The sequence below is a fragment of the Streptomyces sp. bgisy100 genome (assembly GCF_057709105.1).
The window spans coordinates 40,975-53,846 of sequence record NZ_JBYITE010000014.1 but is presented as its reverse complement, the minus strand read 5'-3'; the positions used below and the strand labels follow the sequence as shown (position 1 = coordinate 53,846).

The window sequence follows — 12,872 nt, the reverse complement described above, 5'->3', positions numbered from 1 at the left end:
ATTGCCCATGAATCGGACACCTCCGCCGTCTGCGCCCGCGCGCGACACCCACGCCGCGGCGCCGGAGAGCGGTACCCCGCTCTCCCACGGCCTCAAGCAGCGCCATCTCTCGATGATCGCCCTCGGCGGGGTGATCGGCGCCGGCCTCTTCATCGGTTCGGGCGCCGGGATCGCGGCTGCCGGACCGTCGATCGTGCTCGCCTACGCCGCCTCGGGCCTGCTGGTCCTGATGGTCATGCGGATGCTGGGCGAGATGTCGGCGGCCAACCCGGCCTCGGGCTCCTTCTCGGTGCACGCCGAGAAGGCGATCGGCCCGTGGGCCGGCTTCACCGCGGGCTGGATGTTCTGGACCCTGCTCTGCGTGGGCATCGCGGCCGAGGCACTGGGCGCGGCCGGGATCATGACGAGCTGGTTCCCGGGCACCGAGTCCTGGATGTGGGTCGCCCTCTTCATGGCGATGTTCTGCGGCACGAACCTGGCCGCGGTGAGCAACTTCGGCGAGTTCGAGTTCTGGTTCGCCGCGCTGAAGATCGCCGCGATCGTGGCCTTCCTGGTCCTGGGCACCCTCGCGATCCTGGGCGTGCTGCCCGGCTCGGACGCCCCCGGCACCAGCAATCTGACCGGTGACGGCGGCTTCCTGCCGAACGGGCTCGACGGACTGGTCGTCGGCCTGCTGGCCTCGGTGTTCGCCTACGGCGGCCTGGAGACGGTGACGATCGCCGCCGCCGAGTCGGAGGACCCGCGCAAGGGCGTGGCCCAGGCGGTGCGCACGGCGATGTGGCGCATCGCCCTGTTCTACGTCGGCTCCATGCTGGTGATCGTCACGCTGGTGCCGTGGGACGACAAGGCGGTCGTGGCCGACGGTCCATACGTCGCCGTCCTCGACTCGCTGGACATCCCGGCCGCCGGTCAGGTCATGAACGTCGTGGTGCTCGTCGCCCTGCTCTCCGCGATGAACGCCAACATCTACGGGGCCTCCCGGATGGCCTACTCGCTGGTCTCCCGCGGCGAGGGTCCCCGGATCCTGGGCAAGGTCAGCGGCGGGGTGCCCCGCGCGGCGGTGCTCGCCTCGTCCGCGTTCGGCTTCTTCGCGGTGCTGCTGAGCTACTGGTGGCCGGACACCCTGTTCGCGTGGCTGCTGAACATGGTCGGCGCGGCGGTCCTGGTCGTCTGGGGCTTCATCGCCGTCTCGCAGCTGGTGATGCGCCGCCGCCTGGAGCGCGAGGCGCCGGAGACGCTGTCCGTCCGCATGTGGGCGTACCCCTATCTGACCTGGGTCGCGCTGGCGGGTGTGGTGGCCGTGCTGCTGCTGATGCTCCGCGAGGGCGACACCCGGACGCAGTTCCTCTTCACCGGCGGCCTGACGGTGGTGCTCTCCGTCGTCGGCTACATACGGCAGCGGGCGGTGGCCGCCGGCAGCTGACGCGCCAGGCGCCCCGCGGGTCTTGAGACGACCCGTGCACGGAGGCGGCCGGGTCCTCGGTCCGAGGTCCCGGCCGCCTCCGACTTTTTGCCCGGACGCCCCGGCACCTCCGCCGACGCCGGACTCCTGCTGATAGCGTGCACTTGCAAGTTGATTGCAATAAGCGTTGTCGAAGGGCGTCGTCCATGGCCATCTACACACTTCCCGAGCTCCCGTACGACTACTCCGCCCTGGCTCCGGTCATCAGCGGGGAGATCATCGAGCTGCACCACGACAAGCACCACGCGGCGTACGTCAAGGGCGCGAACGACACGCTCGAGCAGCTGGAGGAGGCCCGCGCCAAGGACCAGTGGGGCTCGATCAACGGCCTCGAGAAGAACCTGGCGTTCCACCTGTCCGGGCACATCCTGCACAGCATCTACTGGCAGAACATGAGCGGTGACGGCGGCGGCGAGCCGCTGGAGAAGGACGGCACGGGCGAGCTCGCCGACGCGATCGCCGAGAACTTCGGCTCGTTCGACCGCTTCAAGGCCCAGCTCTCCAAGGCCTCGGCCACCACGCAGGGCTCCGGCTGGGGCGTGCTGGCCTTCGAGCCGGTCAGCGGGCGCCTCATCGTCGAGCAGGTCTACGACCACCAGGGCAACGTCGGCCAGGGCAGCATCCCGATCCTGGTGTTCGACGCCTGGGAGCACGCCTTCTACCTGCAGTACCGCAACCAGAAGGTGGACTTCGTCGAGGCCATGTGGCGGGTCGTCAACTGGCAGGACGTCGCGGAGCGTTACCGCGCCGCCAAGGAGCGCGCGACCGGGCTGCTGATCGCCCCCTGACGCCGCCTCCCCGGGAACCTCCTGCTCGTGATCGTCTTCTCACCCTTCACGGCAGGCGGAACGGAAGGCCCCCGCGCGTATGCGTCGCGCGGGGGCCTTTCGCCTGCCACCGTACGGGACCGGACGGGCCCGGGGCCCGACGCACCCCCGGTCGGTCGCACCCCCGGTCGGTCGCGCTCCCGGTCAGTCGAAGGCCGGCCCCCGGTCCCGGGTGCGCTTGATCTCGTAGAAGCCCGGGGTGGAGGCGACCAGCAGCGTGCCGTCCCAGAGCCGGGCGGCGGCCTCGCCCTTGGGGGCCGGGGTGACGACGGGCCCGAAGAAGGCGATCCGCTCGCCGTTCTCCCCCGGTACGGCGATCACCGGGGTGCCGACCTCCTGGCCGACCAGGTCGATGCCCTCCCGGTGGGAGGCCCGCAGCACGGTGTCGTACACATCCGAGCGGGCGAATTCCGCCAGCTCGGCGGGGAGGCCCGCGTCGGCCAGGGCACCGGCGACCGCCTCGGGCGTCGGCCCCTCGCCCCGGTTGTGGAAGCGGGTGCCGAGGGCGGTGTACAGCGGGCCGAGCACCTCGGAGCCGAACTTCTGCTCGGCCGCGATCGCGACCCGCGCCGGCCCCAGGCCGCGGCCAGCTTCGCCCGGTACTCCTCGGGCAGCTCGTCGAGCTTGTTCTCGTTGAGCACCGCGAGGCTCATCACCCGCCACCGCACGGCGACCGGACGGACCTTCTCCACCGCCAGCATCCAGCGGGAGGTGATCCACGCCCACGGGCAGAGCGGGTCGAACCAGAAGTCGACCGGGGTCGTTCCGGACGGAGTCGGGGCGAGCGGCTTCTCGGACGGGGCGGCCACAGGGATCTCCTCACACGGACGTCATGGCTGGTCGTTCCGGCAAACGTCCCGGGGCGCCGCGGCCATTCCCGACTCCCCTCCGTCAGCATGCCGTGACACCATGGCGGCGTTCGGAGTGGGACGAGGATCACCGAAGGAGCCGTCGTGCGGCGTGAGAACCTGACTCGTGACGAGGCCCGGGAGCGGGCCCGGCTGCTGTCCGTGGACGGGTACGACATCTCGCTGGACCTGCGTTCCGCGGTCGGCCCGGAGCCCGACGGGCAGCCGCGCACCTTCCGCTCGGTGACGACGCTCCGGTTCCGCTGCGCCGAGCCGGGCGCCGCGACCTTCGTCGACCTGATCGCCCCGGCCGTGACGTCGGTGGTGCTCAACGGCCGTGCGCTGGACCCGGCAGCGGTGTTCGACGGGGCCCGGATCGCGCTCGACGGGCTGGCCGCGGAGAACGTCCTCACGGTGGACGCGCAGTGCGCCTACAGCAGGACGGGTGAGGGGCTGCACCGGTTCGCCGACCCGGAGGACGGCGAGGTCTATCTCTACACGCAGTACGAGCCGGCCGACGCCCGCCGGGTCTTCACCACCTTCGAACAGCCGGACCTCAAGGCCCCGTTCACCTTCGAGGTGACCGCCCCGGCCGACTGGACCGTGATCAGCAACGCCGTCGCGGAGGGCGAGCCGGCCGCGGCCGGACCGGGGGCGGCGACCTGGCGCTTCGCGCCCACCCTGCCGATCTCGACGTACATCACGGCGGTCGTCGCGGGGCCGTACCACGTGGTGCGCGAGCGCTACAGCCGTAAGGCCGCGGACGGCTCGGTGCTGGAGATCCCGCTGGGCGCGCTCTGCCGCAAGTCGCTGGCCAAGCACTTCGACCCGGACGACATCTTCACCGTCACCAAGCAGGGCCTGGACTTCTTCCACGAACACTTCGACTACCCCTACCCGTTCGGCAAGTACGACCAGGCGTTCGTGCCGGAGTACAACATCGGCGCGATGGAGAACCCGGGCTGTGTGACCTTCCGCGAGGAGTTCGTCTTCCGCGGCCGCGTCACCCGGACCTCCTACGAGCAGCGGGCGAACGTCATCCTGCACGAGATGGCGCACATGTGGTTCGGCGACCTGGTCACCATGGAGTGGTGGGACGACCTGTGGCTCAAGGAGTCGTTCGCCGACTTCATGGGCGCGTTCGCGCTGGTGGAGGCGACCCGCTTCGACAACGGCTGGATCACCTTCGCCAACCGCCGCAAGGCCTGGGCCTACCGCGCCGACCAGCTGCCCTCCACCCACCCGATCACCGCCGACATCCGGGACCTGGAGGCCGCCAAGCTCAACTTCGACGGCATCACCTACGCCAAGGGCGCCTCGGTGCTCAAGCAACTGGTGGCCTACGTCGGGCAGGACGCGTTCCTGGAGGGCGCGCGCCGCTACTTCCGGCGGCACGCGTTCGGCAACACCCGGCTGGACGATCTGCTCCGGGTGCTGGAGGAGACCTCGGGCCGGGACATGGCCGCCTGGTCGCGGGCCTGGCTGGAGACCGCGGGGGTCAACGCGCTGACCCCGCAGGCGACGTACGACGCCCAGAACCGGATCACCGAGCTGGCCGTTCTCCAGGAGGCCGCCGAGGCGCACCCCACGCTCCGGCCGCACCGGGTCGCGGTCGGCCTCTACCGGCGGGACCCGGCCGGTGAGGAGCTGGTGCGCTACGCCCGCGCCGAGGTGGACGTGGACGGGCCGCGGACGGTCGTCTCCGAGCTGGCGGGGGCCGAGCGCCCCGATCTGATCCTGGTCAACGACGAGGATCTCACCTATTGCAAGATCCGCTTCGACGAGGCCTCCCTGGACACCCTGCGGCGGCACCTCGGTGACCTCTCCGACCCGCTGGCCCGCGCCCTGTGCTGGTCGGCGCTGTGGAACCTGACCCGGGACGGGCTGATGCCGGCCGGTGACTTCCTCGATCTGGTGCTGCGCTGCGCCGGGCGGGAGAGCGAGATCGGCGTGCTGCAGATGCTGCACTCCTGGGCGCACACGGCGCTGGTGCACCATGTGGCACCGGAGCGGCGGGAGGCCGCCGGGCTCGCCGTGGCCGACGGTGCGCTGCGCGAGCTGCGGCTGGCCGAGCCGGGCAGCGGCCACCAGCTGGCCTGGGCCCGGTTCTTCGCCCGGGTCGCCACCACCCCGGCCGATCTGCAGTTGCTCGGGGGCCTGCTGGCCGGCACGGCCCGGATCGACGGTCTGGAGGTGGACCAGGAGCTGCGCTGGGCCTTCCTGGAGCCCCGGGCGGCGCACGGGGCCGCCGGCGAGGCGGAGATCGCCGCCGAACTGGCCCGCGACGACACCGCGTCCGGCAAGCGGCACCAGGTGCGCTGCCTCGCGGCGCAGCCGTCCGCCGAGGTGAAGGCACGGGCGTGGGCGGAGGTCGTGGACTCCGACCGGCTGTCGAACGCCCTGGTGGAGGCGACCATCGCGGGCTTCGCCCAGCCGCACCAGCGGGAGTTGCTGGCGCCGTACACGCAGCGGTACTTCGAGGTGATCGAGCGGATCTGGCAGGAGCGGTCGATCGAGATCGGGATGGCGATCGTCCGCGGTCTCTATCCGGACCTCCAGGACCACCGCGAGACACCGGCGCTCACCGGGGCGTGGCTGACGGAGCACGGGGACGCGCCGCCCGCGCTGCGCCGGCTGGTGCTGGAGGCGCAGGACGACCTGGCGCGGTCCCTGCGCGCCCAGGATCGCGACGCCGGAGCGGCGGGCGCCTCGGCGAGCTGACGGGCGCCGGCCGCACGGGGGAGCTGACGGGCACCCGCCGCACGGGCCCGCTGGGGAACCCGCGGCCGGTCCTCGAACTCCCGTGCATTTGGACGGCGATGTCAGGGTTTGTCGACGGGCGTGTAACAACGGTTAGCGGGCCCCGGGCTACGGGGAATCGGCGGTTCATGAACTTCAACACGCCGCTCTCCGCCCGCCCGGTCCGCCCACGCTCCGAGCAACGCCCCCAGGTGATGACGCTACGTCAGCTACGGGAGCACGGCGCCACCGCTGCCGAGGTGGCCGACCGCATCCGGCCCGGCGGGAGCTGGCAGCAGCTCCTGCCGGGCGTCTATCTGCTGCACCCGGGAGCGCCGACCGGGGAGGAGCGGGTGCACGCGGCGCTGCTGTACGCGGGCCGGGCACCGGGATCCGAGGAGCCGGGACAGGAAGCGATGATCACCGGCCCGGCGGCCCTCGCCCTGCACGGCTTCTCCTCGGCCGCGCCCCTGCGGACGCTGGACCGCGTCGACGTCCTGGTGCCGCGCGGCCGCAGGCTGCGCTCCACCGGCCTGGTGCAGCTCGTCCGGACGCAGGCCCTGCCCGAGCCGGTGGAGATCGGCGGGGTGCCGGTGGCCCCGGTGCCCCGGGCGCTGGCCGATGTGGTGGCCCGGCTCACCGACGCCTCCGCGGTGCGCTGTCTGCTCACCGAGGCCGTGCGGGGCGGGCACTGCGAACCGGCGCCCGTCGTCCGTGAGCTGGGCCGCTGCCGGCTGCTGTCCCGGCCGCACGTCGTGGACGCCGTGGACACCCTGCTCGCGGAGGGCCGCGCGCTCACCGAGGGGCGGCTCTACGAGATGGTCCGCACCCATGCGCTGCCCGACCCGCTGTGGAACGTCGATCTGCGGCTGCCCGGCGGCCCGCACCTGGGCGGGGTCGACGCCTACTGGCCGGACCACAACGTCGCGCTGGAGATCGACGGGGGCGCCCCGCACCCCGACGACCAGGGGGTGTCCGACACCGCCCGCCGGCGGGAGTACCTGGAGCGCCTGGGCATCACCGTGGTGCACACCACCCCGGCGCGGCTCCGGGAGTCGATGGCACAGCAGGCGGCGGTGATCCGTACGGCGCTGACGGCGGCCGGGGACCGGGACCCGGCCGCGTATGTGGTGGTCCTGCCCCGGTGAGCCGTGAGCCCGCGTGCTCCCGGCCCCCATGGCACAGCCGCCGCGCCGCGTGGCCGTGCCGCGGGTTCAGCGGCGCTTCAGAACCGGCGCCCGTGTTCAGCGGCGCTTCAGCAGGAGTTCGGTGTTGCGGTCGCCGGGGTCGCCCGCGAGGGAGGTGCGCGCGCCCGGTGCGTTGAAGGACAGCTCCCGGTAGAGGGAGGCCAGTCCGGTCTGGGAGAGGTCGTCGAAGTCCGTGCGGTGCGGGGCGGCCGACTCGACGAGCGTGGTGAAGAGCGACAGGGTGCCGTCGTGGTTGTCCACCAGCTCGATGACCCGGGCCAGTTGGGGGAAGTCGACGTGCGAGGCCGTGGAGATCTCCCAGAAGGTGCCGTGCGGGATGATCTCGTTCTTGTGGCTGTGGCCGTTGATCCAGGCCAGGACGTTGCGGTGGCGCTTCAGCAGCGCGACCACCTCGTCGCCGCCGTGCCGCTTCTCGGCGGGGCGGGCCGGGTCGGGCCGCAGGTTCCGCATGGTCTTGCCGGTGTGGTGGCTGAAGACGAGGACGTGGTCGTCGCGGTGTGCGGCGAGGGTGCGGTCCAGCCAGCGGAACTGGGCGGCCCCGAGTGACCCCTCGTAGTGGCCGCCGGAGTTCGTGGTGTCCAGGCTGATGCCGAGGACGCCGTCGGAGATCCGGAACGAGTAGTAGAGGCGATCGGTCTCCAGGTTGGCGGCGGTGTAGCCGTGACCGACCGGCCCGGCGCCCGCGTACTGCGGGTCGAGGTGGGCCTTCAGGTACTCGCGCGGAGTGAACGGGGCACGCAGCGGGTCGGGCGTCACCCGGCGCATCTGCCGGGTGCGGGTCCGCAGCAGCTCCTCGTACTGCTTGCCCTTGGGGTCCTTGCCCTTCTCGACCGCGTCCCAGAGCGCGGCCGCCTCGGCCCTGGCCACGGTCTCCAGCTTGCGGCCGCCGACGGCGAAGTCGGCGAAGAAGTCCTTGCCCGGCGCGTAGCAGCCGCCCGGGAGGCCGTCGTGGTTGCCGACGGTGGAGTACCAGGGCATGCGCAGCCCCGGGCTGTTGACGCTGCGGATCGCCGCGTCAAGAAAGCCGTCCAGCCGGGGGAAGCCGAGCTCCTTGTCCGCGTCGCGCAGCGCGGAGTCCGGCTGCCAGTAGAGCTTCCGGCCGCTGTTCTGCACCCCTTCGTAGTGCCGGGGGTCGCCGGTGTTGGGGGTGATGCGGCCGCCGCTCATGGCGGTGAGGAACCAGTCCAGCTCGGACTTGGCGTTGTTGTCGGTGTTGTCGCCGGTGGTCATGACGAAGCCGAGCGGGGCGCCGGTGACCGGGCCGCCGCGCAGCCCGTTGACGCGCTCGACGAGCGAGACGGCGCCCGCCACCGACAAAGCCTCCTGCGGGCGGAAGGCGCTGATCAGCTCGGAGCGCAGGAACTCGGCGCGCAACGGGTGCTGCACATCGACCACATGAAGGTCGGTGAACTGCACGAACGAGGCGAGCGCGGTGCGGCGGTCGGTGCGGCCGGACTTCGCGGCGGCCAGCTCGGAGCGGACGACACGGGACCAGCCCGGGCCGTCGGCGAGCCGGCGGTAGCCGCCGGAGCCCCGCGGCGCGGCGACGGTGCGGAGAGTGGTGCCGGCGGTCGACGGAGCGGCGGCGGGGGCGGTCGGCGCGCCCGGCTCCGCCCGGAGGGCGCGCCGGACGGCGGGGCGGCCGGCCGTGGGCGGCGCCGCCACGGCCGAACCGCTGCCGGGGCCGAGGGCGAGGCCGAGTCCGGCGGAGGCTCCAACGGCGCCCACGGCGGCGAGCAGGGCACGGCGGTCGACGACGGACGGGACGGACCGGGTCCGGGACATGCGGGTTCCCCCCGAGTGCGTGGATGCGGGGAGACCCCCGCTCACTGGGGATGTTTGGCAGCCGGAGTTTCCGGTGTCTGAACGAGAACGAAACGACCGGCGCCGATCACCGCACATCGACGGCCGGGCGGGCGGAGCGCCATCGGCTCCTCGCGTCGGGGAGGGATGCCGCTCACCGGCTGTTCATCTGCCGGGGAAGGCGAGCTTCCGGGCGGGCGCGGGGGCGCCCAGGGATGCGGGCGTCCGGACCGTGCGCAGGGGGGCTCCGTACGCGGGGAACGTCCGGCCGTACGCGGGGACCAACCGGCTGTACGCGGAGACCGTCCAGCCGCGCGCGGGAACCGTCCCGCCCGGTGCGGGAACCGTCCGGCCCGGTGCGGGCGTCCGGAGCGATGACCACGCGCGCCGTCGGGGCGGCGACCGCGGGTGACCCGAGGTCGTCGGTCTGCCCCGGTTGATGGGGGTTCGGGGCCGTTGGCGGCTGGCGGAAATGTGCCACAGGAGGACTACGTCTCCTCAACTCTCCCCAAACGACCGTCACTTACATAAAAGTTCGGTCATCCGGTTCCGAATACCGAACAAGGATGACCATGCCTTCATCTTCGATACCCGAGCCCGCCTCGCCCGGGCACAGACGCGCGGCCCGCATCGCGATGGCCGCGGGCCTGGTGGCCGCGCTCGCCACGGCCGGTTTCACCCCCGCAGTCGCCGCGGACGGCAGCCCGTCCCCGGCTCCGGTCAAGTCGGCGGGGGGCAAGCTCGGTTCGGCCGACGCCGAGCTGCTCGCCGAGGCCAGAGCCGAGGGCGACAAGCACGTCACCATGATGATCGCCACCGCGCCCGGCGCGACCGAGCAGGTCACGAAGGAGCTCGACGCCGTCAAGGGCGCCACGGTGGGCCGCCGGTACGACAAGCTCGGCTACGTCCGGGTCACCGTGCCCACCGGCCGTGCCGACGCCGCCATCGAGAAGGCGCAGAAGCTCTCCTCCGTCCACGGCATCGACCTGCGGCAGGAGATCCCGCTTCCGGATCCGGATCCGAAGGCCGACCGCGCCAAGGGCGCGAAGGCCGCCGCGCAGGGCAGCTACCCCGGGCCCGGCAAGGACACCCCGGCCAAGAACCCGTACCAGCCCGCCTTCGAGACCGGCGCGGTCGACTTCGTGCAGGACCACCCGGAGGCCGACGGCCGGGGCGTCACCATCGGCGTCCTCGACTCCGGTGTGGACCTCGGTCACCCGGCGCTGCAGAAGACCAGCACCGGCGAGCGCAAGATCGTCGACTGGGTGACGGCGACCGACCCGCTGGTCGACCAGGACGCCACCTGGCGTCCGATGATCTCCGCGGTCGACGGCCCGACCTTCACCTACGGCGGCCGGACCTGGACGGCGCCGGAGGGCTCGTACCTGATCAGCCGGTTCGCGGAGTCCGCCACCACCGGCGGCGACATGGCCGGTGACCTGAACCGGGACGGCGACACCACGGACCGCTGGGGCGTCCTCTACGACCCGGCCGCCGGCACCGTCCGCGTCGACCTCGACGACAACGGCGACTTCGGCGACGACGAGGCCATGAAGCCGTACAAGGACGACCACCAGGTCGGGTACTTCGGCAAGGACGACCCGCAGACGGCCGTCGCCGAACGGATCCCGTTCGTGGTGCAGATCCGCAAGGACGTGCCGACCGGCACCGACGGCGGCAAGGCCGACTTCGTCAACATCGGCGTCATCGAGTCCGAGCACGGCACCCATGTCGCGGGCATCACGGCCGCCAACGGCCTGTTCGGCGGCGAGATGAACGGCGCCGCGCCCGGCGCGAAGATCGTCTCCTCCCGGGCCTGCACCTGGACCGGCGGCTGCACCAACGTCGCGCTCACCGAGGGCATGATCGACCTCGTGGTGAACCGCGGTGTCGACATCGTCAACATGTCGATCGGCGGACTGCCGGCGCTCAACGACGGCAACAACGCCCGCGCCGAGCTCTACACCCGGCTGATCGACACCTACGGCGTGCAGCTCGTCATCTCCGCGGGCAACAGCGGCCCGGGCGCCAACACCATCGGCGACCCCGGCCTGGCCGACAAGGTGATCAGCGTCGGCGCCACCGTCTCCAAGGAGACCTGGGCCGCCAACTACGGCTCCGAGGTGAAGACCGACTACGCGATGATGCCGTTCTCCTCGCGCGGCCCGCGCGAGGACGGCGGCTTCACCCCGACGCTCTCCGCCCCCGGCGCCTCGGTCAACACCACGCAGACCTGGCTGCCCGGCCAGCCGGTCGCCGAGGCCGGCTACCAGCTGCCGCCCGGCTACGGCATGCTGCAGGGCACCTCGATGGCCTCGCCGCAGGCCGCCGGCGCCTCGGCGCTGCTGCTCTCCGCCGCCAAGCAGGAGCGGATCGACCTGAAGCCGGCCGCCCTGCGCACCGCGCTCACCAGCACCGCCCGGCACATCCCCGGCACCCAGGCCTACGAGGAGGGCGCCGGCCTGATCGACATCCGGGGTGCCTGGAAGGCGATCGAGCGCGGCGCGAGCGCCCATGAGTACACCGTCAAGGCGCCGGTGAACACCGCACTCGCGGACAAGCTGAAGACCCCGGGCTTCGGCACCGGCGTCTACGACCGCGAGGGCGGCCTGAAGCCGGGCAAGTCCCGGACGTACAACGTCACCGTCACCCGGACCACCGGTCCCGACCGCGCGGTCCGCCACCAGGTGAAGCTCCGGAACAACGACGGCACCTTCCGGCTGCTGAGCTACGACGAGATCTCGCTGCCGCTGAACAAGCCGGTCACCGTGCAGGTCGCCGCGAAGCCGGAGACCGCCGGTTTCCACAGCGCGATCCTGACGCTGGACGACGACGACACCGCGGGCATCGACAAGCAGATCCTCACCAGCGTCGTGGCCGCCCGGCCGCTGGCCAAGCCGTCCTACACGGTGAAGGCCTCGGGCACCGCCCGGCGCAACGCCACCACCTCGTACTTCGTGACCGTGCCCAAGGGCGCCGCCTCGCTGGAGGTCGCGATGGGCGGTCTGAAGGACGGCAGCCAGACCCGGTTCATCGCCATCAGCCCGTACGGGCTGCCGGCCGACCCGACCTCCACGCCGAACTGCTACCCGAACTACCCGAACCCGGCGAACACCTGCCGCCCGGACCTGCGGTCCTACGCGTCCCCCATCCCGGGCGTCTGGGAGATCGAGGTGGAGTCGCGGCGCACCTCGCCGCTGCTGGAGAACCCGTACACGCTGACCGCGACCGCGCTCGGCACCACGTTCGACCCGGCGGTGCAGACCGTGCCGGAGGCGAAGGTGGGCACCCCGGCTCCGGTCGAGTGGAAGGCCGCCAACGGCTTCGCCGCCATCGAGGGGAAGCTCAAGGGCGGCGAGCTCGGCTCCGCCAAGAAGGCCCGGCCGTCGGTCAAGGACGGCGAGTCGCAGCAGACCACCGTGGTGCTCGGCGAGGACGTCTCGCGGCTCGACGTGGCGATCGGCTCGGTGTCGGACGCCAAGGCCGACCTGGACCTGAGCGTCTCGCTGGACGGCAAGGTCGTCGGGTCGTCGGCGGACGGCGACTCGGAGGAGGCCGTCAGCCTGGTCAAGCCGAAGGCGGGCACGTACACGATCACCGTGGACGGCTACGCCGTGCCCGCGGGCAGCACCGAGTACGACTACCGCGATGTCTACTCCGCCCCGTCGCTCGGCGAGGTGAAGGTCGACGGCGCCAAGGTGGTGAAGCTCGGCAACGGTGCGACCGCTACGGTCGGCGCCCAGGTCGTGGTGGCCGGCGAGGCCCCCGAGGGGCGTGAGTTCTCCGGCACGGTGAGCCTGCTGAACGCGGCCGGAACGATCACCGGGAGTGGCACCGTGCGGATCGGGAAGGTCATCCCGTAACACCGCCCCCTCCCGTCACAGCGGGAGGGGGACGGGGGCGAAGGGCGGGTGTCCATGGGGGGCGCCCGCCCTTCGGCGTTCCCCGCGGCCCCCGCATCCCGTGCGCTTCCTCACGCTCTGTC

At 72.2% G+C, this 12,872-nt stretch carries 6 protein-coding genes and 1 pseudogene; 5 read left to right on the top strand and 2 right to left on the bottom strand.

Annotated features, from left to right (window positions below; translation table 11 throughout):
- Positions 1–7 precede the first annotated feature (7 nt).
- Positions 8–1,423: an amino acid permease gene (locus AC3EQ1_RS12560; protein WP_432094399.1), complete on the top strand. Its 1,416-nt coding sequence runs from the start codon at positions 8–10 to the stop codon at positions 1,421–1,423.
- 185 nt (positions 1,424–1,608) lie between these two features.
- Positions 1,609–2,250 carry a superoxide dismutase gene (locus AC3EQ1_RS12555; protein ID WP_351512102.1) on the top strand — a complete coding sequence of 214 codons (642 nt, stop codon included), beginning with the start codon at positions 1,609–1,611 and terminating at the stop codon, positions 2,248–2,250.
- Positions 2,251–2,433: 183 nt separating this feature from the next.
- On the opposite strand, the pseudogene AC3EQ1_RS12550 reads toward AC3EQ1_RS12555, so the two are convergent.
- Positions 2,434–3,098 (bottom strand): annotated as a pseudogene (locus tag AC3EQ1_RS12550) (mycothiol-dependent nitroreductase Rv2466c family protein).
- Between the two features lie 144 nt (positions 3,099–3,242).
- Between AC3EQ1_RS12550 and pepN the strand changes: the two are divergent.
- Complete coding sequence (gene pepN, locus AC3EQ1_RS12545; protein WP_432094398.1) at positions 3,243–5,858, top strand: aminopeptidase N; 2,616 nt, start codon at positions 3,243–3,245, stop codon at positions 5,856–5,858.
- 167 nt (positions 5,859–6,025) lie between these two features.
- Positions 6,026–7,024 (top strand): hypothetical protein, encoded by a 999-nt coding sequence (locus tag AC3EQ1_RS12540; RefSeq protein WP_432094397.1) that lies wholly within the window; start codon positions 6,026–6,028, stop codon positions 7,022–7,024.
- A gap of 96 nt (positions 7,025–7,120) precedes the next feature.
- Here AC3EQ1_RS12540 and AC3EQ1_RS12535 read toward each other — a convergent pair whose 3' ends face one another.
- Complete coding sequence (locus tag AC3EQ1_RS12535; protein ID WP_432094396.1) at positions 7,121–8,869, bottom strand: TIGR03767 family metallophosphoesterase; 1,749 nt, start codon at positions 8,867–8,869, stop codon at positions 7,121–7,123.
- A 590-nt stretch (positions 8,870–9,459) separates the two neighbouring features.
- Here AC3EQ1_RS12535 and AC3EQ1_RS12530 point away from each other — a divergent pair.
- The gene (locus tag AC3EQ1_RS12530; protein WP_432094395.1) at positions 9,460–12,750 is read left to right on the top strand and encodes a S8 family serine peptidase; all 3,291 of its coding nucleotides are present in this window, start codon (positions 9,460–9,462) and stop codon (positions 12,748–12,750) included.
- Positions 12,751–12,872 lie beyond the last annotated feature (122 nt).

What these genes read in the sequence shown, in the direction of transcription:
- AC3EQ1_RS12555 (WP_351512102.1), top strand. Translation starts at nt 1,609, where the DNA reads ATGGCCATCTACACACTTCCCGAGCTCCCGTACGACTACTCCGCCCTG.
- AC3EQ1_RS12560 (WP_432094399.1), top strand. Translation starts at nt 8, where the DNA reads ATGAATCGGACACCTCCGCCGTCTGCGCCCGCGCGCGACACCCACGCC.
- AC3EQ1_RS12540 (WP_432094397.1), top strand. Translation starts at nt 6,026, where the DNA reads ATGAACTTCAACACGCCGCTCTCCGCCCGCCCGGTCCGCCCACGCTCC.
- AC3EQ1_RS12535 (WP_432094396.1), bottom strand. Translation starts at nt 8,869, where the DNA reads ATGTCCCGGACCCGGTCCGTCCCGTCCGTCGTCGACCGCCGTGCCCTG.
- AC3EQ1_RS12530 (WP_432094395.1), top strand. Translation starts at nt 9,460, where the DNA reads ATGCCTTCATCTTCGATACCCGAGCCCGCCTCGCCCGGGCACAGACGC.